Source organism: Cupriavidus sp. 05L411, from assembly GCF_056398045.1.
Genome location: NZ_JBFTOQ010000023.1, coordinates 98,579 through 121,910, shown reverse-complemented (window position 1 = coordinate 121,910; position 23,332 = coordinate 98,579). Strand labels below are relative to the sequence as shown.

Below are 23,332 nucleotides of genomic sequence, written 5' to 3'. Positions count from 1 at the left end.
GGTTACATCCGCGATTTGCACCCCGGACATAACCAACATGTTTTACTGTGCGAGCACTTTATAACTTGTAAGCTAAAAGACCGAAGTCTTCCGCATCCGCTATCAAGCGCCCACACTTATCGGTTGTTTGTTTGTTAAAGAACTTGCCRCGGTTCGCTTTGCTTACCGCGTCGCTGCGTTTGCTGCAGCGAAGGAACGAGACTATAAAGAATTATCTGCGTTTCATCAATACTTTTTTAATCTTTTCTTGCTCGGGCAAGTTTCGCTATGCGTATTACTCACCTTTCCCACTAGCAGCCCCCGCGAACTCTACCGCCCTGCCCTGAAGCTGAGCCTGGTGCCGCGAGGGGGAGCGAATACTAGGTCGTTCGCGCAACGCTGGCAAGTTTTTTTCCAAGATTTTTTGCCCCAAGCTTTGTCGCCGCGGGATGAAGGTCACCGCAGAGCACTTGTGCAATGACGATGGGGGCACCGACCGCCTGCCCAGCGGGCTCCGGCCAGAGCCGAACGGCACGGATCTCCGAGCCGAACATATTGTATGCAATAATAGAATGCAATTTTATGGTTTGACGCCCGCTATTCAGGCCACGGCCAGGCGGATTCATAGATCTGGAGACAACATGACATTCAGCACCCCCGGCATGACATCACAACACGTAGCCGCTCTTGAGCCGATCGAAAACTACCTGCAAGCCCACATCACCGGCAATGCGGAATACATGCGCAAGGCGTTCCACCCGGATGCCAGGATCATCTCGTTTCGCGAGGGAAAGTTGCACGCCTTGACCCTCGATGAGTTTTCCGCGCGCTTCCAGGGCCAGCCCGCGGCAGATGAAGCACAACGCAAGCGCTACATCACGCATTTCGACGTCACCGGCAACGCCGGCACTGCCAAGGTCGTGCTGGAGTATCCGGAAGTGACCTTCACGGACTACATGACGCTCCTGGAAATCGACGGCGTCTGGAAGATCGCCAACAAGACGTTCAGCGCAGCGCCGCCGAAAAAATAATCCGCCATCTGCCTTCACGCGGCGCTCCGCAGGCTTTTTACCCGCCGGCAACTCGCGCTAGCTGGCCAAGTAGTTCGAAGCCTTGCAATCCGTGCATGGGCTTTCGAAGCCAAACGCGTCGATCGCGGCGGGCTCTCAAGCCGGTCCGGGCTTGAACTTGGTACGCGTCACCGGCGCCAGGCGCCTGGCCGTCACCAGGCGGCGCGTCGCGGTGGCCTCGGCTTGCGCACGTTCGGCCCGCCGCAGCGCCACCTCGATTTCGGCCCGTAAGCGCTCCCGCGCCACTTCCCCCTCCGCTAGCGCCTGCTGCGCCTCCACCCACTGCCGGCTGAGCGTGTCGCGCTCGGCCTGCAAGCGCACCCGCTCCTCCGCGCCCGCGACGGCCGCGTCTTGCGCCCTCACCTGCGCCGCGGCCATCTCGGAGCGCAACTCCGCCACCACCTGCTCCCCCTTCTGCCGCAGCGTGCGCTCCTGATCAATCTCGCGTAGCGCGCGGCGCTCAGTGGCGCTGGCCCGTTCCTGCGCCACCGCGACCTGCTCGTGGGTGCGCTCCAGGTCCGTCGAGAACTGTGCATGCATTTCGCCCAACTGGCGCTCGAGCGCCTCGATCTGGCGCTTGCCCTCCTCCTGACGCGCCCGCGCGGCTGCATGGGCCTGGCGCTCGGCTTCCAGTTCCCCTTGTAACGCCACACGCGCTTGCCGGACGGTACCGAGTTCAGCTTGCATGAGGACCTTCTCCTGCTCGGCCACTACCAGAGCGGCCCGCGCCTGGTCGCGCTGCGCTTCGGCCTCGCTCGCCTGGTGTCGGGCCTCCACGCGCAGCGATGCCAGTTCGCCGGCGGCAGCCTCGTTGGCGGCTTGCCAGATCGACTGCACGGCATCGACGGCGATCTGCTTGAGTGCGTCCGGCAACTCGGGGTGGGCGATGGTCACGCGCATCTTGTCGCGCATGTCTTGCCAGAACTGCGCCAGCACCTCGGTCGGTGTGCCCATGCTGCCCTTGCGCACCAGCCCGTAGAGCTTGTTGGCGGTGGGCGTGATGCCGTAACGGAAGAACAGCAATCCACACACCTCTCGATAGAGAGCACGTGTTTCCGGGAAGCGTTCGCGCAGTTTGACGATGTCACCCTGCAGGATTTGCTCGTTTGCCGTGGTTTCTAGGCTAGTGGTCATGGGCTAGGGATAAGATCCGGCAATTCATGAATATTACTACGTAATACGTAAAACATCTTGAATTATAAGACAAATTTTAGACATAACTGTTGTTCTGTCTATAATTACGCCTAATTTGAAAACGCGACTCACGCCTCACCCATGGAATCCAGCCAGCTGCCCCTCGCCACCCTGCCGGCCACCCCGATCGAGCGCTTGCGCGTGCCCGCCGAGCTATCCGGCGCCGCCGGCACCAATAGGGCGCGCGGCGGCACCCCGCAGATCTCGGCCGCGGAGGATTTGGCTGCGGTGACTGCCTGGCTGGCGCGCTATGCTGACACGCCCACTACCCTGCAGACCTATCGGCGCGAGGTAGAGCGGCTACTGCTATGGGCCGTGATGCAGCATGGCAAGCCGCTGTCGTCGCTCACACATGAGGATTTACTGGTGTACGAACGCTTCCTGGCCGACCCGCAGCCAGCCTGGCGCTGGGTGATGGCGTCGCGCAAGAAACTAGCGCGTGGTGCGCCCGAGTGGCGGCCGTTTGCCGGGCCGCTCTCCCCGGTCAGCGCGCGGCACACCATGGTGATCCTCAACGGCTTGTTCGCCTGGCTGGTCGACGCGGGCTACCTTGCCGGCAACCCACTGTCGCTGGCGCGCAGCCGGCGCAGCCTGCCCAAGCCGCGCATTACCCGCTACCTGAGCCACGACATGTGGCAAGCGGTCAAGGACGCCACCGATGCCATGCCGGTCGAGACCGAGCGCGACCGCCAGCACGCGCATGGGGGCATTTTTCTGTCGGCGCGACAGCCAGGGCCTGGAGCGGTGGTGGATGGAGGTGACGGGCAAGGGTAACAAGACGCGGCTAGTGCCGGCCACGGATGAGCTAATGGCGGAGCTGGCGCGTTACCGCAACGCCAACGGTCTGCCGTCTGCGCCAAGCCCCGGCGAGGATCGCCCCATTGTGCTGCCCGTGATCGGGCGCGAGCGCGCCCTGTCGCGTGGCGCGCTGCATTTGGTGCTCAAGGAGATCTTCGCGCTGGCGGCAGAGCAGTTGCGCGCGCGCGGACCCGAATGGGCAAGCCGCGCCGAGGTGCTGGCCAGCGCCTCGGCACACTGGCTGCGCCACACGGCCGGGTCGCATATGACGGATCGGCAGGTCGACCTGCGCTTCGTGCGGGACAACTTCGGACATGCGTCCATCGCCACAACCAGCGCATACCTGCATGCGGAAGACGATGCACGGCACCAGGCCACGCAGGAGCGCCACCGGCTGGGTTGGGGCACAAAGCAGGAACAATGACCATGCAGATCAAGGGGGAGCTAGAATGCGTATCGCCGATGGACAAGCAAAAATGAAAAAAGCGGGCCGCATCAAATCCTGGCATGCCGACAAGGGCTACGGCTTCATCGATATCCATGCGGACTTGAAAGACATCTTCTTTCACATCACCGCGTTGCAGCACCGAGCCGTCCAGCCCAAGGCGGGCGACCGCGTGACGCTTGAACTGGGCAAGGACAAGGACGGCCGCGTGCGAGCCACCAGCGTCTCGATACTGGGCGCGCCGAAGGGGCAAAGCCAGGTGAGCCGGCCAAACCTGCTGCCTGCCTTCCTGGCGGCAGCGGCGCTGATGGCCATTGCGGGCGGCGCCCTTAGCGGATACCTGCCACGATATGCCGGCCTCGTCAGCCTTGTGATGAGTGCCGTTGCGTTCCTTGCCTACGCGCTCGACAAGAACAGCGCCAAACACGATGCTTGGCGCACGCCCGAGGCCAGGCTGCACTTCCTGGCGCTGTGCGGAGGCTGGCCGGGCGCACTTGCCGCGCAGCACCTGCTGCGCCACAAGAATCGGAAGCAAGAGTTCCAGCTGGTCTTCTGGGGCACCGTTGCGTTGAACCTTGGCGTCCTCGTCATGTGGAAGACGTACTTGCCTGGCTGAAATAGCAAAGGGGGTTACGGCCTTTAACTTTGCCGCAACCCCCTTCGACCAGCCTTCGCCCGGCATGCGCCTGCGCGCCGGGGCAGAACCCTGATTAGCCTTCCTTCAGAAACGCCTTCAGATGGTCAGCGCGGCTGGGATGGCGCATCTTCTTCATCGCCTTGCTTTCGATCTGGCGAATCCGTTCGCGGGTCACATCGAACTGCTTGCCGACTTCTTCCAGCGTGTAGTCGGTCGACATGTCGATGCCAAAACGCATGCGCAGCACCTTGGCCTCGCGCGGCGTCAGATCGTCGAGCATTTCGCGCACGGTGGCGCGCAGGCTAGCATGCAACGCGGCTTCGGCGGGGGACGCGGTGTCGGAGTCGGCAATCATGTCGCCCAGGCTCGTGTCACCGTCTTCGCCAACCGGCGTTTCCATCGAAACCGGTTCCTTCGCGATCTTCATGATCGAGCGGACCTTCTCTTCGGGCATCTCCATGCGCTCGGCCAGAGCAGCGGGATCCGCAGCCTTGCCGGTGCGCTGCATGATTTCGCGCGAGATCCGGTTGAGCTTGTTGATCGTCTCGATCATGTGCACCGGCACCCGGATGGTCCGGGCCTGGTCGGCGATCGCGCGCGTCACGGCCTGGCGAACCCACCAAGTTGCATAGGTGGAGAATTTCCAGCCGCGACGGTACTCGAACTTGTCGACCGCCTTCATCAAGCCAATGTTGCCTTCCTGAATCAGGTCCAGGAACTGCATGCCGCGGTTCACGTACTTCTTGGCGATCGAGATGACCAGGCGCAGGTTGGCCTGCGTCATCTCGTGCTTGGCCTGGCGCATCTGCCGCTCGGCCGCCAGCATCTGGCGATTCACCAGCTTCAGTTCCGACAGCGGCAGCACCACGCGGGCGTGGATGTCGATCAGCTTTTGCTGATGCGCTTCGAGGTCCGGCAAGCTGCGGGAAACGGAGTCACTGTACGAACGCGACTCTCCGGCGATCGCGCGGCCCCAGGCGAGATTGGTCTCGTTGCCCGGAAAGCGTTCGATGAACTCCTCACGGGGCATGCCGCAACGCTCGACCATCAGTTGCAGGATCTGGCGCTCGACCACGCGTACTTCTTCCACCACCGTCTGCACATCGGCGCACAGGCGCTCGATGGTCTTTGCGGTAAAGCGGATCGACTTGAGTTCCTCCCGAACCGCAAGCTGTGCCACGAGGAAGCCTTCGGACTCCACGCCGTGCGCGGTGTAGGCCTTGCGCATGGCTTCGAAATGATTGGCGACGCGAGCGAAGCGGGTCAGGCAATCGTCACGCAGCTTGGCCAGGCTGGCGGTTTCGTTGGCTTGCGCGGCCGCACCTTCGTCGACGGGCTCGTCCGAGGCGCTCTCATCCTCGGCGACGACTTCGTCGCGGCTGGTGTCTTCCTCGGCTTCGGCGACTTCGCCTTCCCCTTCGATCAGGCCGTCGACGAGCTCGTCGATACGCGTTTCGTCGCGGGCGACCCGCTCCGACAGCTCAAGAATCGTCGCAATGGTGGACGGGCAGGCAGCGATGGCGTGCACCATGCGGTTCAGGCCGTCCTCGATGCGCTTGGCGATCTCGACTTCCTGCTTGCGGGTCAGCAGCGTTGCCGAGCTCATTTCCCGCATGTACATCCGCACCGGATCGGTGGTGCGGCCGAATTCCGAGTCGACCGTCGAGAGCGCGACTTCCGCCTCTTCATCGGCCTGGTCGTCAGATGCGGCGACCGCGCTGTCGCGCAGCAGCAGCGCTTCGGCATCCGGCGTCTGCTCATAGATCGTCACGCCCATTTCGGCGAACGTGCTGACGATGCTTTCCATCGCCGCGGTGTCCGTGAAATTGCCCTGCAAATGGTCGCTGATGTCCGCGTGCGTCAGGTAGCCTCGCTCCCTGCCCAGCTGGATCAGCGCGCGCAGCTGCTGGCTGCGTTCCGTTGCTTCGGTTGCGGGATCAGCTTGAGTCGTGGACGCCGCACCCCTGCCGACAGGCTTTTTGCCGGTCAATGCTGTCTTTGTTTCTGCCACCGTCCGTTGTGCGCCACTCGCCATTAACTGCTGCTCCCTTGCTGAATTACTTCTTAACTGTTGCTGTTGCCCGTACGAGGGTACACCCAACGCACCTCTGGCTGTCAAAGCCGTCACAGGATGGATGCCTGCCGAGAGATGCATGGCTGACGCCACCACTACCGGGTTCTTCCAGTATGGTGGTCCGCGCTCGTTTAGGCCAAAGGGCGATATTCTACATTCGTTGGTGCGACGCAGCACGTGCTAAAAGTTTTTTACCGCATCGCCGAGGCCCTTCAACCCCTCTTAAATTTGCGTTGCCATGTCACTCCATGCTAGGCAATAGCCCTATTTTCACGCACAAAACGGGCAAATTACCCGAAATATGTGACGCAAAGATTCCATATAGCCTCATCGAGCCTTGTGACCGAAAGCACCGTCAGGATTTACATACAGATTTGTTTTTTTCTTGCCAGCCAGGCTACCGGGCCCRGAAAGGCCGGTTTCTTCTCCTAACGGGGCGGGCGCCGATTTCCCCGGCCGCGCATCCGGCTTGATGTCCTCCAGCCCTTGCGCCCATGCCGCCAGCATCCGCTTGGCGATTTCCCGGAATTCTGGGTAGCGGCCAGCGCACTCAGCTACCATCGGCAGCACTTTTTGAACCGCCTCGGTCACCTGCGCCACGCACGCCGCCATGTCGGTGCGGGACAGCGACAACCGGGCACCGCCGTATTGGGTCAACCACTGCCCGGATGCCCAGGTCCGCTTGCCGGCCAACGGCAACCCCGGAATATCTGCCTGGTACTCGGGGTAGGCCGTCACCGTGACAATGTCGTAAACCGGCGCCAGCCGCACATCCTCTACGGAGGTATAGACCACTGCAAAGTTTTTCAAGTGCGCGTCTGCATTGCGCAGCGCATAGTTCACGAGCAACAGCGCAAACAGCCGCCTCGCGCTGTCCTTGCGATGTGGGGCACTGACGTAAATCGACGACAGTTTGGCCAGGTCCTCAAGGCTGCCTTTGTACTTATTGACGGGATCCAGCCCCTTGAGTGCACAGAAATCTTCGACCGCCAGYCGGCCCCCGTTGGCCAGCCGGTCGAAACGCCGGATGGCCAGCACCTCCCCATCCTCCGAGAGTTGTGTCTCGGGGACCTCCAGGCCCGCATGCCGCGCGACCTCCAGGCACAGGAATTCATTGACAGACAGGCCGGGCAAGTCGGCCGGGCCGGTTTTCAGGATGAACGCGTCGGTCCAGACCGTGGCTTTGTCCTCTGGCCTGGCAAGCATCTTCGGCATGACGCCAGAGACACCTTCGGTAATGCCGGCTTCCAGCTGCCGCAACAGGTTGTCCCGCGAGCCTGTTGCGGCGAGCAGGCTCGCCATGTCCAGGTTGGAGGCGGGGGCGTCCACCGATACGCCACGGGGCACCACCCTGACCCTGCCGATCCCGTTCGCGCCGGTCAGTGCCAACAGGCCCTGGTCGCTCACGTCGGCATGGGCGCCAAGTTTTCGGCGCACCAAGTCTTTTTTGTACCCTTCGGGCAGGTTCATCTGAAAAAAAGGCAGCAATCCGGCAGCCCATTTATATGACTCTGCCCGCGCTGGGAGCAGGAGCGAGACGAGGTTGTGCGCCTGTATGTCTGGCAGGTAGGTGAAAACGCTCGCGCGCGCCTCTTCGACCAGCGTGCCAACTGGCGTTGCATTCACGTAGACGTCCAGTACCTTAGCGCTCATCCGCCCTCCCCGTGGCTGCCTGGGGCTTGTTATGGGCGTGCCTGACCCGCCGGCGGAGGTCTCCCGCAGCGGCATTGCCTGCTTCGGACTCTGCCAGCACGTCGTCAAGGGTCCTTCGGTGGCCGGCAGGCCGTGCGAGCAGCTCAAGCCCGACGGCTTCAAACAGGCTCAGCAGCTTCACGGCGCCCAGCTCCGGCAAGCCGCCGGTCTCGAACCGGCTGATCCGCGCACGCGGCACCCCGCTGGAGTCCGCGACTTCCTGCTGGGTTTTGTTGGCAAGAAGCCTGGCGTGCTTAAAGGCCTCCCCCAGTTCGGCGAGATTCATATGCCACCTATAAAACATTAAGCCTTGAAACACATTTAATGTACTGTATATGAAACATAATATTGAATCAAGGTAATGTGCCGCAGATAGAACGATATTGGCTATTTTTCTGATAATGTTCAATATATGAAACACTAAGAAGCCTGCACGGGCGCGATATCCAAGAGGTTAGACTGCATACCTGCCGAACCACCGGCCACCCCTTAGCCAGAGACATGCACCTGATCGACATTGGCGTGAACTTCCACTCCTCTCAGATTGCCCCGCACACCGCCGTGATCCTGGAGCGGGCCACGGCAGCGGGCGTAGTCGCCATCCTTGCCACCGGCACCTCGCTGGAATCAAGCCGAAAGGCACGCGACCTGGCCTGCCGGCATCCCCGTTTTCTCTTTGCCACGGCCGGCATCCACCCGCACAGCGCCAAGGACTGGTCACCATCAGCCCTGCAGTCCCTCCAGGCGCTTTGGGAGAGCCCTGACGTGGTGGCGATCGGGGAATGCGGGCTGGACTACAACCGCAACTTCTCGACGCCAGCCGACCAGCGCCACGCCTTCGAGGCACAGCTCGAGGCGGCGGTGCGCTGGAAGAAGCCGCTGTTCCTCCATTGCCGGGACGCCTTCGACGATTTCTACGCCATGGTCGTACCCGCCGTGCGCGCGGGCGCCCACGGCGTGGTGCACTGCTTCACTGGCGCAGCCGATGAAGCAGCCGCTTTCGTAGCGCTAGGCCTGGACATCGGCATCACCGGCTGGGTCACGGATATCAAGCGCGGCCAGGCGCTGCGGGAGGCCGTGCAAGCCATCCCGCTCGAGCACCTGCACCTGGAGACGGACGCGCCCTATCTCGGCCCGAAAAACCACAAGAACCGGCGGCCTTACAACGAGCCCGCCAATCTTCCCTGGATCGCGCAAGCGGTCGCCGAGTTGAAGGGGCTGAGCATGCGCGAAGTGGCGGATCAGTGCACCCGCAACAGCCGCCGCTTGTTTGGCATTCCGGCCTGATGCGCTCCGCTCCACATCAGTCACTTCACGCTTTGCGCCTGAACGTGCCCGCACTACACTGGAACCCGCCCATAGCCGGGCGAGTCCAAAAGACCTTCGCCCGGCCAGTCTTGTGTCTCCAACCGATCCACGATGGCTTGGGCCGACCCATCAATCGAAGAACAATCAAGAAGGGCCCACCGATGGTGACCGAAACCGGCCAAAACCTGCTCCTGCGCCCGCTGGAGCGCAGCCATCTGCATTTCGTCCACAGCCTCAACAACGACGCCAAGATCATGCGTTACTGGTTCGAGGAGCCGTACGAGACCTTCACCGAGCTGTCGCAGCTATACGACCGCCACGTGCACGACCAGCGCGAGCGCCGCTTTATCTGCGAGAACCTGGACGGCGAGGCCGTCGGCCTGGTCGAGCTGATGGAGTTGAACCATATCCACCGGCGCGGCGAGTTCCAGATCATCGTGGCACCCGCCAGCCAGGGCCGCGGCTATGCCAGCACGGCCACGCGGCTTGCCATGGACTACGCCTTCATGGTGCTGAACCTCCACAAGCTGTTCCTGATCGTGGACGTGCAGAACGAAAAGGCGATCCACATCTACGAGAAATGCGGCTTCCAGCGTGAGGGCGAGCTGCGGGAAGAATTCTTCAGCTATGGCGCGTATCACAACGCACTGCGCATGTGCGCCTTCCAGCGCGACTACCTTGCGTCGCGACCACGGCAGCGCTGAACAACCACTGCCGCGCTCCCCCCATCAGCCAGCCAACTCGCCCACCGCCCTCCACGCCTGATCAATGGCGGACGTCAACGACGGGCTGCCCGCGCTATCGCTATTGGCGATCACCACATTGCCAGCGCGGGCGCGCGAGCGATCCAGCACGGCCTGCGCCGCCGCTTCTTCCTCGAACAAGCTGTTGGGCATATAGCTGTAACCGTGTGCCCAACGATTGACGGTGATGCCCCGGATGACATCCTTGCCGGCAAAGCCGCCTGGCGCCAGCATGCGATCGAGCTGGCTGCGCACGCCCTTCTCCAGTTCGCTGAACGGCGTACCCAGCAAGAAGGCGCGCCCCGCGCGAAAGCGCTCGCGCGCCTGCATGCCGCTGTCCGGCACGGTGGGCACATAGAGCATATGCAGCACCACCGAATCTGCCGGACGCGCGCCGGCTGGCTTCTCCAGCCACAGGTCGGTGTAGGCCATGGCCGGCGCGTGGATGCGGCTGGTCTTGAGCGCCTCGAAGGCACGCCAGTTGTCCAGCGCCACCTTGGTGTAGACCACGGGCGCCTTCACGTCGGAGCGCAAGGCTTGTTTTTGCGCGTCCGGCAGGCCGGGCATGATGAACGGGATCATCATGTTGTAGCCCGCCAGCACCACATGCGCGGCTTCGACCCGGTGCAGGTTCCCATTCCAGCCGTAGGTCACGCGCGTGATGCGCTGGTCGGGCTCTATGGCGATGGCTGTGCTGTTCAGCCGCACCCTCACCTTTGCATCTTCGGCATCGAGCCGGCTGTAGTCGAAGCTGGCCGCGCCGATGGCATCGGGGCTGGCGATGCTTGCCACGCCCGGGATCAGGTTCTGCACCAGCAGCCGCGCCAGCGTAGCGTTGCCGTCGGCAAACCAGAGCTTTGACGCGGGCGACTTGCCAAGGCGCGGATTCAGGCTGGGCGGTGGCATGTTCTTGCCCGCCGGCAGGCCAATGGCCAGCGCGTCGAACACGGACACGCCGTCGGCGTCGAGCGCATAGGCATCGTTGCTGCGGCTGCGGAAAAAACTCTGTCCATCCAGCCCCAGGCCGGCCTTCTCGCGCAGGAACGCCGCGTAGCTGGTGCGCTTCAGGTAGGCCAGCCGCTCGCTTTCGCTCATGCCGGCCAGGTAATCCGTGCCGCCATCGGCCAGCCGCGCCAGCGCGGCGCGGTCTTGCTGGGGCAACGGCGCCTTGTCGAGGAACGCTTTGAAGGCGGCGGCATCCACAGGCTGCGTGCCTACCCCCTGCGCGGTTATCCCATTGCGGCTATCGATCAGCCCCGCAAACGGATCGCCGGCAAGCAACTGGTCCCGGCCGAAATGCTCCTGGTCGAAGAACACCGAGCGGCCCATGCCCAGTTCGCGGTAAGGGTCGCGTTCGGCGGCTTGATGCCGCTTTGCGTCTACACCGAGGCCGGCCAGCAGCGTGGCCACCGCGCGGCTGTCCAGCGCGGTCGATGGCATCTCGGCGCTGCCGCCGTACGTCACCAGTTTCTGCCCGCGCACGGTGAACTCGTTGCGCTTGGCGTGCCCGCCGAAATCGTCGTGGTTGTCCAGAATCAGGATGCGCTTGCCGGCGCCAAAGCGGCGCTGGTAGAACCACGCGGCCGCCAGCCCGCTGAGCCCGCCACCCACCACCACCAGGTCGTAGACTTCGCGTGCCATGACGGCGGGATACTTGGCGCCCTCACGCGCCAGGCTGTGCGCGAGCGTATAGGTGCCCGCATGGTTGCCGCGCAGCCCGGTCAGCGCGGGCGGGTAGCCGGCACCGCGTTCGGCGGCTTGCAATAGCTGGGACGGCGCCAGCCCCGCGGCAATGGTGAGTGCGGCGCCGTTGAGGAAATCTCTGCGCGTGATAGTCATGGCAATAGGATTCGCTTGATGTAGGTGGCGCGCGGGCTCAACGGGATTCGGCGGCGTCGCGCTGGCGCCCGAGCGCGGCACGGCGGGCGGCGACAGTCGCTTCCTTGACCGGGCTGGCCTGGTTGCCCCAGCCTGTGCGGATAAAGGTCAGCACATTCGCCAGTTCCTGGTTGTCCAGCGTCCAGCCATAGCCGGGCATATGGTAATCGGTGGCCGCGGTGCCCACGTGCGCTGTCACGGCCCCATCGAGCAGCAGGTTGGCCAGCGAGGTCGGATCGGGATCCACCACGGTGGGATTGCCCGCCAGCGGTGGGAAAACGCGGGCAAAGCCCTTGCCGTTGGCACCATGGCAAGGCATGCAGAACTCGGCGTACTGGCGCGCGCCGGTGGCATCGAAACGGCCCTGCGCGAGCGTGTCGGCGGTATTGGCGTCATAGGCATACGGCGTTTCGTCGCTGCGCGCGCCGGGCACGGACTTGAGGTACACCGCAACGGCATCGAGGTCCGGGCGCGTCATGAACTGCGTGGACGACGCAATCACCTCGGACATCGGCCCGAAGGAAGTCGCATGCGCATTGCGGCCGGTATGCAGGTATTCGGCAATGTCCTCGCGCGACCAGCTGCCCAGCCCGGTGCGCGGATCGCCGCGCAGGTTGGTGGAGGCCCAGCCTTCCACACTGGCGCCGGCCAGGAAGTGCCGGCTGCGCTCGTCCAGTCCCTTCTCGGCCATCAGCATGCCGCGCGGCGTATGGCATGCGCCACAGTGGGCCACCGCCTGGACCAGGTAAGCCCCGCGATTCCACGCGACGCTCTGACCCGCATTGGCAGGAACCGGGCCAGACTCCAGGAACAGCCAGTTCCAGACGCGCAGCAGCCAGCGCATGCCAAACGGCCAACGCATCTCGGGCTCGGCGGTTTGTTGCCGCACGGCTTTCACTTCGGTGCGCAGATAAGCGTATAGCGCCTGCACATCCGGCTCGGCGAGCTTGGCGTAGGACGGGTAAGGCATGGCTGGATACAGCCGCTTGCCATGCCTGGCCACGCCCTCGCGCAGCGCGCGGTCGAATTCCTCGAACGAGTAAGCGCCAATGCCGCTGTCCACGTCCGGCGTGATGTTGGTCGAGTAGACGGTGCCGACGCCGGTCTTCAACGGCAAGCCGCCGGCAAACGGCGCGCCGCCGGCGCTGGTGTGGCAGGACGCGCAATTGGCAACCTTGGCCAGGTAGCGGCCGCGCTCGATCTGCGCGGCACCGGGGGCGTCAGCTGCCGCCGCGAAGCATGGCGCCAGCAATAGGACAGCAAAGGCAACGGTAGCGGAAAACCGCCTTGTGGCAAGGCTCATGGGGCTGTTTATCGTTTTAAGCGCCGCGATGGCATTCAGTACGGCGAACGTGCACAGCCCGCACGCGGCGGGCTGTACTTCGTGGTGGCGGGCCTGGAGGCCCCTTGGGCTCGGGAGGAATTGGCGGGCTCGCGGCTCAGGCGTGGGTCACCGCCCAGTGCGCCAGCGACACGAGCAGCAGCACCAGCCCCGCCGCCAGCGCCACCCCCGTCAGGATCAACGGCACTGGCCGCACGGCCTGCAGGTCGCGCATATGTTCCTGGCCCTTGCGCAGGCCAAAGAATCCCCACAATACCGTGAGCACCAATCTCAAGGGGTTCATTTCGCTCTTCCTTACATGCTTGCCAACCGCCGCGTGACCTTGCGGCGCTTTGGCTTTTGGTAGTTACGGGGGATTATGGCGTCGGCTGGCAAGGAATAACAGAATCAGATCTGCGATAATTTTGCGTATCAGTTTGAGCGCCTGAGACTGCGCTCATCGCTACGCCACGGCAACGCCCCCTGCCCCCATGAAACGCTATGAAGAACTGGCGGAAACGCTGGCCAAGGACATTCGCAACGGTAACCTGCCGCCCGGCACCAAGATGCCGTCGATCCGCAAGACCGTGACCCAGTTCGGCGTGAGCCCCGCCACCGCGTTCCAGGCCTATTACCGGCTGGAGGAGCGTGGCTTGGTGCGGGCACGCGAGCGCTCTGGCTACTACGTGACCGGCCAGGTCGGCCGGCCGCTGCCGCAACCGGCTGTGCGGCCCTCGCACCAGGTCTCGACCGACGTTGATATTTCCAAGCTGGTCTTCTCTGTGCTGGACGCGGCGCGCGATCCGCAGCTCGTCCAGCTTGGCTCGGCCTTCCCTTCACCCGAGCTGTACCCCTGGGAGCGGCTGGGCAAATCGCTGGCCCGGGCCGGGCGCGAGCTCGATCCCTGGTATTCCGTCAACGACATGGCCGCCGGGCACCTCGCCCTGCGCCAGCAGATCGGCCTGCGCTACCTCGGCGCGGGCGCGCCGCAGCCCACCGACGAGATCATCGTCACCAACGGTGCGCTGGAAGCGCTGAATCTGTGCCTGATGGCGGTGACCCAGCCCGGCGACGTGGTGGCGATCGAGTCCCCCGGCTTCTATGCCGCGCTGCAGGCGCTGGAGCGGCTGCGCCTGCGAGCGGTGGAGATCCCGGTGGACCCGCGCGAAGGCATCGACCTGGACGCGCTGGATGCCGCGCTCCAGCGCCATCCGATCAAGGCCTGCTGGTTCATGACGCAGTTCCAGAATCCAATGGGCGCGAGCATGTCCGAGGCCAGGAAGCAGGCGCTGGTAGCCTTGCTGGCGCGCCACCGCGTACCGCTGATCGAGGATGACGTCTATGGCGAGCTGTATTTCGGCAATCGCTGCCCCCTGCCCGCCAAGGCCTTCGACCAGGAAGGGCTGGTCATGCACTGCAGCTCGTTTTCCAAGACGCTGGCGCCGGGCTTCCGGGTGGGCTGGGTGGCCCCCGGGCGGTATGGCGAGGCAATCAAGCGGCTGCGGCTGATGACCACGCTGTCGGCGGGCGTACCTACGCAGGTGGCGCTGGCCGAGTACCTGCAGAACGGCGGCTACGACAAGCACCTGCGGCGCCTGCGCCATCTGCTGGAGATGCAGCAGGGCCAGCTGATCGCGGCCATCGGCCGGCATTTCCCGGAGAACGTGCGGGTCTCGCAGCCCGCCGGCGGGTACTTCCTGTGGGTGGAGTTTGCGGCCGGATTCGATGCGCTGGCGCTGCATCGCGCGGCGCTGGAACATGGCATCGGCATTGCGCCGGGCCCGATCTTTTCAGCGCGCCAAGGCTATCGCAACTGCATCCGGCTGAACTATGGCCACCTGTGGAGCGATGCCGTGGAAGCCGCCGTGGCCAAGCTGGGCGAACTGGCGAAGGCGCAATTGCAATAGGGCGCGTCAGGCTACCGTCCCGCCCCGGGCATGCCTGCCCAGATACCATTCGCCCAGCTCGAAGCCGGCCTGCACCAGCAGCGCAAGCACCGCGGCCGGGATGGCGCCCGCCATCAGCAGCACATGGTCGTTCAGCGCCAGCCCGGTGGCGATGCGCTCGCCATAGCCGCCGGCACCGACAAAGGCGGCAATGGTGGCGGTGCCCACGCTGATGATGGCGGCGGTCTTGATGCCGGCCAGCAGCACCGGCATCGACAGCGGCAGCTCCACATAGCGCAGCACCTGGCCGGGCGTGAAGCCCAGGGCGCGCGCTGCCTCGCGCATGCCGGCTGGCACCTGCTGCAAGCCGGTCAGCGTGTTGCGCACGATGGGCAGCAGCGCATAGAGGAACAGCGCCACCATCGCCGGCCAGACGCCGATGCGCCCCAGCAGCGGGATCAGCATCGCCAGCAGGGCCAGCGACGGCACGGTCTGCAGCACGCTCACCGTGGCCATCAGCACCTGCCCCAGCCGCTGCCGGCGTGCGGCGACGATGCCAAGCGGCACGCCCAGCAAGCTGGCCGCACCAACCGCGCCCAGCACCAGGGCCAGGTGGCGGCAGGTCAGCCGCAAGGTATCGCGCCCGAACAAGGTGCCGGCAAGGCCCGCCCGCGCGCTTGCCGTTGCATCCGCCACGCTGGCGTTGCCTTGCGCCAGGAAGGCCCGCGCCACGGCGGCAAAGGATTGCCCATCCAGTTCCGCCGCGGCATTCATGGCGATCATGTCCGCCGCGCTCACCTTGCCGGCCAGCCCCGTCAATGCCTGCCAGGCGGCCGGGAAGCGCTGCGGCAGGTCCAGTCGGTACAGCACCACGGCGTCATAGCGGGGAAAGTAGTGGCGGTCGTCCGTCAGCACGCGCAGACCGTATTTGCGGATCTTCGCATCGGTGGAATAGATATCGATGGCGTCGACCTGCCCGTTGGCCAGGGCTTCGTAGGCCACGCCGTGGTCCAGCCCCAGGGGCCGCTGGGGTAAGCCGTAGCGCTGCGCCAGCCCGGGCCAGCCGTCCGCCCGGCCCAGGAATTCATGCGACAGCCCGAGGCGCAGTTGCGATTGCGCGGCCAGGTCGCCCAGCGCCGCCAGCCCGAGCTGCCGGGCCTTCCGCTCCTCCATGGCAAGCGCATAGGTGTTCTCGAAGCCAAGCGGAATCCCCGCCGCCAGGCCCAGCGGCGCCAGCGCCTGGTTGATCTGCGCCAGGCTGGCGCCGGCGGGCAGCTTGAGGATTTCACTGGAAACGGTGCCAGTGTAATCCGGATAGAGGTCGATGCTGCCGGCCTTGAGCGCCTCGAACACGATCGCCGTATTGCCAAGGCCGGGCGTGTGCTGCGCACTGGCTTGGGCCGCGGCGGTCTGGGTGAGCACCTCCCCGAGGATGTAGGACTCGGTAAAGCGCTTGGAGCCGACCCGCAGGGTATCGGCGCTGGCCGTGCCGGCTGTGGCCAGCAGCGACAAACAGGCCAATGCCCAGCATAGGAGCAAGGCCAGCCGAGGCTCGGTACGGCGGGGGATTCCGGGTTGCAAGGTCAAATGAAGCGCTCTCCTGAGCATGGTGCGTGGCACGCGGACTGCTGGGCCGGTTCATCACATGATACGTGCATGGCCGCGACGGCGACGCCGGCGCGCAACCGCTTTGTGCCGCATGAGCACATACGAAAATAGTATTTGCAATCCGAATGCTAGCGGGGCGAGAATCCACAAAACACATACATAGCATCAGCAACTCGGGCCCCCATGGAAATCCGGCAACTGGAAGCCTTCGCGGCAGTCATGACCAGCGGCAGCGTGACCGCCGCCGGGCGCCTGCTGGGGCGCTCCCAGCCGGCCATCACGCGCCTGATCCAGGAGCTGGAAAGCGAGATCGGCTTTGCCCTATTCGCCCGCAGCGGGCCGCGCGTCAGCCCGACCGAGCGCGGCTTCCTGCTGTACGAGGACGTGGAGCACGCGCTGGTTGGCCTGCAGCAGATCCGCGCCCGCGCCGCCGAAATCGCCCGCGAGGAAAACCGCTCGCTGCAGATCGCGGCCACGCCGGCCCTGGCGGCCGGGTTATTGCCCCTGGCCCTGGCCGGCCACCAGCCGGACCATGCGACGGCCGGGGCGGCAAGTGGGGCAGCCCACGCCAGCCACATCCATATCAATAGCGCCTCCCCCGAAAAAGTCGTGCATTCGGTGCTGACCGGCGCGGCCGAGATCGGCCTGACCAGCCTGCCGCTGGAGCATCGCGGCGTCACCGTGCACTGGATCGGACAAGCTGCCTGCGTGGCCGCTGTGCGTGCCGACGATCCCCTGGCGGCGCTGGCTACGATTCCGCTGTCCGCCTGCAGCGGCCGGCGCATCGTCACCATGCAGAATCCCTACCGGCTGCGCCGCCGCCTGGACGAGGCGTTTGCCCGCGCCGGGGTGGAGCCGGCCGCGCTGATCGACACCAACTCCTCGCTCAACGCGCTCACCGCCGTGCGCGCCGGGCTGGGCATTGCCGTGCTGGAGCCAGTGACCGCGCGCGGCGTGCCGCTGGCCGATATCGTGGTGCGCCCGATCGATGCCGACATTCCCTTTTACTTTGGCGTGATCACCCCGCAGGCCAGGCCGGCCAGCGCGGCGGTGCTGGCGCTGATCGACACGCTGGCCGGCGCGGCCCGCGCGCTGCTGCCGGATTTCGCCCAGCGCGGCCCGGAACAGCACGGCGCGCTGCTGCAAGCGCTGTATGGCGACGCCACCGCCACCGAGCCGGCCGCCGGCACGCCCTACGACACGGAACACACCGACCTATGAACTCGCCCGCTGACACCTTCCCGGCTGCCGCCAACGCCGCCGGCCTTGCCGCCCTGGAAGCGCGCCTGCGCCAGGACCTGTCCTGGCTGGAACTCCCGGCCAAAAGCTGGACCGTGGCGCGCACGCATGACGGCGAGCCGGTGCTGGACGCTGCCGTGATCGGCGGCGGCATGGCCGGCATGGCCGCGGCGGCTACGCTCAAGCACCTGGGCATCAATGCGCGCATCTTCGATCGTTCGCCGGAAGGCTTCGAAGGCCCTTGGGCCACCACCGCGCGCATGGAAACGCTGCGCTCGCCCAAGCAACTCACCGGCCCCGCGCTCGGCCTGCCCGCCCTGACCTTCCGCGCCTGGTTCGAGGCGCAGTTCGGCACCAACGCCTGGGAAGCGCTGGACAAGATCCCGCGCCTGCAATGGATGGATTACCTGCGCTGGTACCGCCGGGTGCTGGACCTGGATGTGCGCAACGAACATGTGGTCGAGCGCGTGGTGCCCCGCCCCGATGGCATGGTGGCCCTGGAAATCCGCGCGCCCGCCGGCACGCTGAGCGTGCTGGCGCGCCGCGTGGTGCTTGCCACCGGCCGCGACGGCCTGGGCGGCGCGCATGTGCCGCCCTTCGCGCAGGACCTGCCGCGCTCGCGCTGGACGCACTCGAGCGATGTGTTCGACTACAACACCTTGCGTGGCAAGCGCGTGGGCGTGATCGGCGCCGGCGCGTCGGCCATGGACAGCGCCGCCACCGCGCTGGAAGCGGGCGCGGCCAGCGTGGACCTGCTGATCCGGCGCGCCGACATCCCGCGCGTCAACAAGGGCAAGGGCGCGGGCAACCCTGGCCTCACGCATGGCCACCCGAGCCTGCCGGATGACTGGAAATGGCGCATCCGCCACTACATCAACGCGCAGCAGGTGCCACCGCCGCGCGGCAGCACGCTGCGCGTCTCCCGGCACGAGAATGCACGCTTCAACCTGGCCTGCCCCATCGAGCGCATCGAACAGGCCGGCGACGCGCTGCTGGTGCATACGCCCAAGGGCGCGTTCGAGCTGGATTTCCTGATCTTCTCCACGGGCTTTCGCATCGCGCTGGAAACGCGCGAGGAGTTCGGTGCCTTCGCCCGCCATATCCGCTACTGGCGTGACCGCTACACGCCGGCCGCGGGGCAGGAAGACCAGGAACTGTCGGACTCGCCGGACCTTGGCCCGGCGTTCGAATTCCTGGAGAAGACGACGCACGCATGCCCCGGCCTGTCGCGCATCCACTGCTTCTGCTATCCGGCGGCGCTGACGCACGGCACGGTATCGGGCGACATCCCCGCCATCAGCGACGGCGCCAGGCGCCTCGGCCAAGGCATCGCCGCGCTGCTCTACCAGGAGGACGTGGCGCTGCACTACGCCAATATGGAAGCCTTCGACGAGCCCGAGGTGTTCGGCGATGAGTGGGTCCCCGCCGGGCCACCCCCGGCGCTGCCCAGCGACGCGGCGAACGCATCATGAGCCGCTGGCCGATCCGATGGCTGGCCAAGCGGCTGGCGCAATCGCTGCTGGTAGTGCTGGCGATGACGGTGATCGTGTTCGCCGGCCTGCACGCGATCGGCAACCCGGTCGATATCCTGATCGGCCAGGACGTGGACCAGGTCGAGCGCGCGCGCATCATCGCCAGGCTGGGGCTGGACCAGCCACTTTGGCGCCAGTACCTCGCCTTCCTGCAAGGCGCCCTGCACGGCAACCTGGGCAACAGCTTTGTCTATAACGTGCCCGCCATCGAGCTGATCCTGCAACGGCTGCCCGCCACGCTGGAGCTCGCCGTGGCGGCGCTGCTGCTGGCGGTGCTGGTGGGCGTGCCCTGCGGCCTGTTTGCCGGGCTGTATCCGGAGCATCCGGTGTCGCGCTTGCTGATGACCGGCAGCATCGTCGGCTTCTCGCTGCCGACCTTCTGGGTCGGGCTGATGCTGATCATGGGCTTCAGCGTGCGGCTGGGCTGGCTGCCCTCGGGTGGGCGCGGCGCCACCGCCGAGTGGCTGGGCGTGCCGTGGTCGTGGCTGACCACCGACGGCCTGCGCCACCTGATCCTGCCGGCCATCAACCTGTCGCTGTTCAAGGTGTCGCTGGTGCTGCGGCTGACCCGCGCCGGCGTGCGCGAGGTGCTGCCGCAGGACTGGGTCAAGTTCGCGCGCGCCAAGGGCTTGTCGCCGATCCGCGTGGTGCTGGGCCATGTGCTGCGCAACACGATGATTCCGCTGGTCACCGTGCTGGGGCTGGAGTTCGGCTCGACCATCGCGTTCGCGGTGGTGACCGAGAGCATCTTCGCCTGGCCGGGCGCCGGCAAGCTGATCCTCGACAGCATCAACGCGCTCGACCGCCCGGTGATCGTTTCCTACCTGATTGTGGTGGTGTGCCTGTTTGTCACGCTGAACCTGATCGTGGACATTCTCTACAAGCTGCTCGACCCGCGCGTGCGGCTGGAGGCCGCCACATGAGCGCCATCGACAACCCCGCCAAAGCCGCCAAAGCCGCCACAGCCGCTCCGGCGGCGCCCCAGGCGCTGCGCCGCGAATCGCCGTGGCGCCGCATGGCGGCAGATTTCTTCGCCTCGCGCACCGCCGTGTTTGGCCTGGTGCTGCTGGGGATCCTGGTGCTGGCCGCGGTCTTTGCCCCGCTGGTCACCCCGCAGAATCCGTATGACCTGCTCCAGCTCGACGTCATGGACGCGCGCCTCGCGCCCGGCACGCCGAGCGGCACCGGCACCTACAGCTACTGGCTCGGCACCGACGGCCAGGGGCGCGACATCTTCTCGGGCATCCTCTACGGCCTGCGCATCAGCCTGAGCGTGGGCGTGGGCTCGGCGCTGATCGCCGGCGTCATTGGCACCCTGCTTGGCCTGCTGGCCGCCTATGCCGGCGGCCGCGTGGACAGCATGATCATGCGCACCGTGGACCTGCTGCTGTCGTTCCCGTCGATCCTGGTCGCGATGATGATCCTGGCCTTCCTCGGCAAGGGCGTGACCAATGTGGTGCTCACGCTCGTGATCCTGGAGTGGGCCTACTACGCCCGCGCCGCGCGCGGCCAGGCGCTGGTGGAAAGCCGGCGCGAGTACGTGGAAGCCGCTCGCGGCCAGGGCATTTCCAACTGGCGCATCGTGGTGGGCCATATCCTGCCGAACTGCCTGCCGCCGCTGATCGTGATTGCCTCGCTGCAGGTGGCGCGCGCCATCACGCTGGAGGCCACGCTGTCGTTCCTTGGCCTGGGCGTGCCGGTGACCGAGCCCTCGCTGGGCCTGCTGATTGCCAACGGCTACCAGTTCATGCTGTCCGACGAGTACTGGATCAGCTTCTTCCCCGGCATCGCGCTGCTGGTCACGGTGGTGGCCATCAACCTGGTGGGCGACCGCCTGCGCGACGTGCTCAACCCGAGGTTGCAGAAATGACGGCGCCGGACATCAACAACGCCGTGCCGACGCTGGAGGTCCGCCACCTGCGCACGCACTTCGAAACCCGCGCCGGCGTGCTGCCGGCAGTCGACGACGTCTCTTTCACCGTGCCGCGCGGGCGCATTCTCGGGCTGGTGGGCGAATCCGGCTCCGGCAAATCGGTCACAGGGTTTTCCATCATGGGCCTGGTGGATCCGCCGGGACGCGTCGTCGGTGGCGAGATCCTGTTCCAGGGACGCGAGCTGACCAGCATGCGGCCTGCGGAGCTGCGCCAGTTGCAGGGCAACCGCATCGCGATGATCTTCCAGGATCCGATGATGACGCTCAACCCGGTGATGCGAGTGGACGCCCAGATGATCGAGGCGGTGCGCGCGCATAGCCCGGCGAGCCACAAGCAGGCGCGCGAACTGGCGCGCGACACGCTGGGCATGATGGGCATCCCCAGCCCGGAGGAGCGCCTGCGCGCCTATCCGCACCAGCTCTCCGGCGGCATGCGCCAGCGCGTGGCGATTGCCATCGCCATGCTGCACCGGCCCGACCTGATCATTGCCGACGAACCCACCACCGCGCTGGACGTCACCATCCAGGCGCAGATCCTGTCCGAGGTGCAGAAGCTGGCGTGCCAGCACGGCACCGCGCTGATCTGGATCACGCACGACCTGTCCGTGGTGGCCGGGCTGGCCGATGAAGTCGCCGTGATGTACGCCGGGCGCATCGTCGAGCAAGGGCCGGTCGATGCCGTGCTGGACCATCCACTGCACCCCTACACCGCCGGCCTGATCGGCAGCTTGCCCAGCCTGAACAAGCGCGGCCAGCGGCTGCGCCAGATCCCCGGCATGACGCCCAACCTGCTGGCGATGCCGCCCGGCTGCGCCTTCGCGGCGCGCTGCCCGCGCGTCTCCGAGGTGTGCGCGCAGGCGCCCGCCATCACCTCGCCGCAAGCCCTGCGCCAGGTGCGCTGCTTCCATCCGGGCCAACCGGCCATTGCCGCGGAGTTCGCATGAAGCCGACTGAACACGCTGCCGGCGAGCAGCCGCAATTACCCGCCCTGATCGATGCCCGCGATCTCGCCAAGCGCTTTGGCGAGCAGCATCCCGGCCGCATTGGCCGCGCGCTGCAGCGCATGGGCTGGTCGGAACCCGCACCGGTCACGCATGCCGTGGATGGCGTGGACCTGCAGATCCGTCGTGGCGAAGTGGTCGGCCTGGTCGGCGAATCCGGCTGCGGCAAGTCCACGCTTGGCCGCATGGTGGCCGGCCTGCTGCAACCGTCAGCGGGGGAAATCCACGTGGACGGCCAGAGCATCGAGGGCCTGGACGCCAGCGCCCGCCGCGCACTGCGGCTGAAGATCCAGATGGTGTTCCAGGATCCGTACGCCAGCCTCAACCCGCGCCTGCGCGTGGACCGCATCGTCGGAGAAGGCGCGCGCCTGCACGGCCTGGTGGACGCGGCCGGCTTCGACGACTACGTCAGCGCCCAACTGGAGCGCGCCGGGCTGGACCCGGCCCTGCGCCAGCGCTACCCGCATCAGTTCAGCGGCGGGCAGCGCCAGCGCATCGGCATTGCACGCGCGCTGGCCGTGCAACCGGAACTGCTGGTGTGCGACGAAGCGGTGGCCGCGCTGGACGTGTCGATCCAGGCGCAGGTGCTCAACCTGTTCATGGACCTGCGCGAGCAGCTTGGCCTGACCTATCTCTTTATCAGCCACGACCTTGGCGTGGTCGAGCATGTATCGGACCGCGTGGTCATCATGTACCTGGGCCGCGTGGTGGAGAGCGCGCCGACGGAAGACATCTTCCGGCGGCCCAACCACCCGTACACACAGGCGCTGCTGGCGGAAATCCCGCGCCTGGACTCGCGCCACAAGACCTTCACCGCGATCAAAGGCGAGATCCCCAGCCCGCTGGCGCCGCCACCGGGCTGCCACTTCCATCCGCGCTGCCCGCATGCCATGGCGCGCTGCCGGACCGAGGTGCCGCGCCTGCGCGGCATCGCCGTGAACCATCTCAGCGCCTGCCACCTGAACGAGGCTGGCTGACGGTCGGCCATCTGTTG

At 65.8% G+C, this 23,332-nt stretch carries 19 protein-coding genes and 1 pseudogene; 12 read left to right on the top strand and 8 right to left on the bottom strand.

Annotation, left to right across the window (positions count from 1 at the left end):
• Positions 1-620 precede the first annotated feature (620 nt).
• The gene (locus AC1DQR_RS24855; RefSeq protein WP_416048614.1) at positions 621-1,010 is read left to right on the top strand and encodes a nuclear transport factor 2 family protein; all 390 of its coding nucleotides are present in this window, start codon (positions 621-623) and stop codon (positions 1,008-1,010) included.
• A 135-nt stretch (positions 1,011-1,145) separates the two neighbouring features.
• On the opposite strand, the gene AC1DQR_RS24850 is transcribed toward AC1DQR_RS24855, so the two are convergent.
• On the bottom strand, positions 1,146-2,183 hold the full coding sequence (locus AC1DQR_RS24850; RefSeq protein WP_477133972.1) for a DNA-binding protein: 1,038 nt from the start codon (positions 2,181-2,183) through the stop codon (positions 1,146-1,148).
• A 141-nt stretch (positions 2,184-2,324) separates the two neighbouring features.
• On the opposite strand from AC1DQR_RS24850, the pseudogene AC1DQR_RS24845 reads away from it, so the two are divergent.
• Both AC1DQR_RS24845 and AC1DQR_RS24840 read left to right on the top strand, forming a co-directional pair.
• Positions 2,325-3,465 (top strand): annotated as a pseudogene (locus AC1DQR_RS24845) (tyrosine-type recombinase/integrase).
• Entirely contained in the window at positions 3,389-4,102 is a 714-nt protein-coding gene (locus AC1DQR_RS24840; protein WP_416048617.1) for a DUF1294 domain-containing protein, read from the top strand. Before AC1DQR_RS24845 ends, AC1DQR_RS24840 begins: the two are co-directional and overlap by 77 nt.
• A gap of 94 nt (positions 4,103-4,196) precedes the next feature.
• Here AC1DQR_RS24840 and rpoD read toward each other — a convergent pair whose 3' ends face one another.
• The 3 genes from rpoD to AC1DQR_RS24825 form a co-directional block, all read right to left on the bottom strand.
• Entirely contained in the window at positions 4,197-6,158 is a 1,962-nt protein-coding gene (gene rpoD / locus AC1DQR_RS24835) for an RNA polymerase sigma factor RpoD (protein ID WP_253932086.1), read from the bottom strand.
• Between the two features lie 366 nt (positions 6,159-6,524).
• Positions 6,525-7,850 carry a type II toxin-antitoxin system HipA family toxin gene (locus AC1DQR_RS24830; protein WP_416048618.1) on the bottom strand — a complete coding sequence of 442 codons (1,326 nt, stop codon included), beginning with the start codon at positions 7,848-7,850 and terminating at the stop codon, positions 6,525-6,527.
• Complete coding sequence (locus AC1DQR_RS24825) at positions 7,840-8,175, bottom strand: helix-turn-helix domain-containing protein (protein WP_416048619.1); 336 nt, start codon at positions 8,173-8,175, stop codon at positions 7,840-7,842. The genes AC1DQR_RS24830 and AC1DQR_RS24825 overlap by 11 nt, the downstream gene beginning before the upstream one ends.
• Before the next feature lie 215 nt (positions 8,176-8,390).
• Here AC1DQR_RS24825 and AC1DQR_RS24820 point away from each other — a divergent pair, with 215 nt between their 5' ends.
• Both AC1DQR_RS24820 and speG read left to right on the top strand, forming a co-directional pair.
• Positions 8,391-9,176 carry a TatD family hydrolase gene (locus AC1DQR_RS24820; protein WP_416048620.1) on the top strand — a complete coding sequence of 262 codons (786 nt, stop codon included), beginning with the start codon at positions 8,391-8,393 and terminating at the stop codon, positions 9,174-9,176.
• 182 nt (positions 9,177-9,358) lie between these two features.
• Positions 9,359-9,901, top strand: coding sequence for a spermidine N1-acetyltransferase (gene speG / locus AC1DQR_RS24815; RefSeq protein WP_183036417.1), 543 nt, complete (start codon positions 9,359-9,361; stop codon positions 9,899-9,901).
• 24 nt (positions 9,902-9,925) lie between these two features.
• Here speG and AC1DQR_RS24810 read toward each other — a convergent pair whose 3' ends face one another.
• The 3 genes from AC1DQR_RS24810 to AC1DQR_RS24800 form a co-directional block, all read right to left on the bottom strand.
• Positions 9,926-11,779, bottom strand: coding sequence for a flavin monoamine oxidase family protein (locus AC1DQR_RS24810; RefSeq protein WP_477133971.1), 1,854 nt, complete (start codon positions 11,777-11,779; stop codon positions 9,926-9,928).
• 37 nt (positions 11,780-11,816) lie between these two features.
• Positions 11,817-13,121 (bottom strand): cytochrome c, encoded by a 1,305-nt coding sequence (locus AC1DQR_RS24805; protein WP_416048622.1) that lies wholly within the window; start codon positions 13,119-13,121, stop codon positions 11,817-11,819.
• A 136-nt stretch (positions 13,122-13,257) separates the two neighbouring features.
• Positions 13,258-13,443, bottom strand: a complete 186-nt coding sequence (locus AC1DQR_RS24800; RefSeq protein ID WP_150990214.1) for a DUF2970 domain-containing protein — start codon at positions 13,441-13,443, stop codon at positions 13,258-13,260.
• A 187-nt stretch (positions 13,444-13,630) separates the two neighbouring features.
• Here AC1DQR_RS24800 and AC1DQR_RS24795 point away from each other — a divergent pair, with 187 nt between their 5' ends.
• Entirely contained in the window at positions 13,631-15,046 is a 1,416-nt protein-coding gene (locus AC1DQR_RS24795) for an aminotransferase-like domain-containing protein (protein WP_416048623.1), read from the top strand.
• Between the two features lie 6 nt (positions 15,047-15,052).
• On the opposite strand, the gene AC1DQR_RS24790 is transcribed toward AC1DQR_RS24795, so the two are convergent.
• A complete protein-coding gene (locus tag AC1DQR_RS24790; RefSeq protein WP_477133975.1) occupies positions 15,053-16,633 on the bottom strand; it encodes a glycine betaine ABC transporter substrate-binding protein in 1,581 nt (526 codons plus the stop codon).
• A gap of 183 nt (positions 16,634-16,816) precedes the next feature.
• Here AC1DQR_RS24790 and AC1DQR_RS24785 point away from each other — a divergent pair, with 183 nt between their 5' ends.
• Genes AC1DQR_RS24785 through AC1DQR_RS24760 form a run of 6 tightly spaced genes read left to right on the top strand, consistent with a single transcriptional unit; the run spans position 16,817 to position 23,315 of the window.
• Complete coding sequence (locus AC1DQR_RS24785; protein WP_477133970.1) at positions 16,817-17,854, top strand: LysR family transcriptional regulator; 1,038 nt, start codon at positions 16,817-16,819, stop codon at positions 17,852-17,854.
• Positions 17,851-19,344 carry an NAD(P)-binding domain-containing protein gene (locus tag AC1DQR_RS24780; protein WP_416048626.1) on the top strand — a complete coding sequence of 498 codons (1,494 nt, stop codon included), beginning with the start codon at positions 17,851-17,853 and terminating at the stop codon, positions 19,342-19,344. The genes AC1DQR_RS24785 and AC1DQR_RS24780 overlap by 4 nt, the downstream gene beginning before the upstream one ends.
• Positions 19,341-20,327, top strand: a complete 987-nt coding sequence (locus AC1DQR_RS24775) for an ABC transporter permease (RefSeq protein WP_416048627.1) — start codon at positions 19,341-19,343, stop codon at positions 20,325-20,327. The genes AC1DQR_RS24780 and AC1DQR_RS24775 overlap by 4 nt, the downstream gene beginning before the upstream one ends.
• Entirely contained in the window at positions 20,324-21,274 is a 951-nt protein-coding gene (locus tag AC1DQR_RS24770) for an ABC transporter permease (RefSeq protein WP_416048628.1), read from the top strand. The genes AC1DQR_RS24775 and AC1DQR_RS24770 overlap by 4 nt, the downstream gene beginning before the upstream one ends.
• Complete coding sequence (locus tag AC1DQR_RS24765) at positions 21,271-22,281, top strand: ABC transporter ATP-binding protein (RefSeq protein WP_416048629.1); 1,011 nt, start codon at positions 21,271-21,273, stop codon at positions 22,279-22,281. The genes AC1DQR_RS24770 and AC1DQR_RS24765 overlap by 4 nt, the downstream gene beginning before the upstream one ends.
• Positions 22,278-23,315, top strand: a complete 1,038-nt coding sequence (locus AC1DQR_RS24760) for an ABC transporter ATP-binding protein (RefSeq protein ID WP_416048630.1) — start codon at positions 22,278-22,280, stop codon at positions 23,313-23,315. The genes AC1DQR_RS24765 and AC1DQR_RS24760 overlap by 4 nt, the downstream gene beginning before the upstream one ends.
• Positions 23,316-23,332 lie beyond the last annotated feature (17 nt).

What these genes read in the sequence shown, in the direction of transcription:
- AC1DQR_RS24805 (WP_416048622.1), bottom strand. Translation starts at nt 13,121, where the DNA reads ATGAGCCTTGCCACAAGGCGGTTTTCCGCTACCGTTGCCTTTGCTGTC.
- AC1DQR_RS24800 (WP_150990214.1), bottom strand. Translation starts at nt 13,443, where the DNA reads ATGAACCCCTTGAGATTGGTGCTCACGGTATTGTGGGGATTCTTTGGC.
- AC1DQR_RS24780 (WP_416048626.1), top strand. Translation starts at nt 17,851, where the DNA reads ATGAACTCGCCCGCTGACACCTTCCCGGCTGCCGCCAACGCCGCCGGC.
- AC1DQR_RS24765 (WP_416048629.1), top strand. Translation starts at nt 21,271, where the DNA reads ATGACGGCGCCGGACATCAACAACGCCGTGCCGACGCTGGAGGTCCGC.
- AC1DQR_RS24775 (WP_416048627.1), top strand. Translation starts at nt 19,341, where the DNA reads ATGAGCCGCTGGCCGATCCGATGGCTGGCCAAGCGGCTGGCGCAATCG.
- AC1DQR_RS24795 (WP_416048623.1), top strand. Translation starts at nt 13,631, where the DNA reads ATGAAACGCTATGAAGAACTGGCGGAAACGCTGGCCAAGGACATTCGC.
- AC1DQR_RS24840 (WP_416048617.1), top strand. Translation starts at nt 3,389, where the DNA reads ATGCGGAAGACGATGCACGGCACCAGGCCACGCAGGAGCGCCACCGGC.
- AC1DQR_RS24820 (WP_416048620.1), top strand. Translation starts at nt 8,391, where the DNA reads ATGCACCTGATCGACATTGGCGTGAACTTCCACTCCTCTCAGATTGCC.
- AC1DQR_RS24790 (WP_477133975.1), bottom strand. Translation starts at nt 16,633, where the DNA reads ATGCTCAGGAGAGCGCTTCATTTGACCTTGCAACCCGGAATCCCCCGC.
- AC1DQR_RS24850 (WP_477133972.1), bottom strand. Translation starts at nt 2,183, where the DNA reads ATGACCACTAGCCTAGAAACCACGGCAAACGAGCAAATCCTGCAGGGT.
- rpoD (WP_253932086.1), bottom strand. Translation starts at nt 6,158, where the DNA reads ATGGCGAGTGGCGCACAACGGACGGTGGCAGAAACAAAGACAGCATTG.
- AC1DQR_RS24855 (WP_416048614.1), top strand. Translation starts at nt 621, where the DNA reads ATGACATTCAGCACCCCCGGCATGACATCACAACACGTAGCCGCTCTT.
- AC1DQR_RS24825 (WP_416048619.1), bottom strand. Translation starts at nt 8,175, where the DNA reads ATGAATCTCGCCGAACTGGGGGAGGCCTTTAAGCACGCCAGGCTTCTT.
- AC1DQR_RS24810 (WP_477133971.1), bottom strand. Translation starts at nt 11,779, where the DNA reads ATGACTATCACGCGCAGAGATTTCCTCAACGGCGCCGCACTCACCATT.
- AC1DQR_RS24785 (WP_477133970.1), top strand. Translation starts at nt 16,817, where the DNA reads ATGGAAATCCGGCAACTGGAAGCCTTCGCGGCAGTCATGACCAGCGGC.
- AC1DQR_RS24760 (WP_416048630.1), top strand. Translation starts at nt 22,278, where the DNA reads ATGAAGCCGACTGAACACGCTGCCGGCGAGCAGCCGCAATTACCCGCC.
- AC1DQR_RS24770 (WP_416048628.1), top strand. Translation starts at nt 20,324, where the DNA reads ATGAGCGCCATCGACAACCCCGCCAAAGCCGCCAAAGCCGCCACAGCC.
- speG (WP_183036417.1), top strand. Translation starts at nt 9,359, where the DNA reads ATGGTGACCGAAACCGGCCAAAACCTGCTCCTGCGCCCGCTGGAGCGC.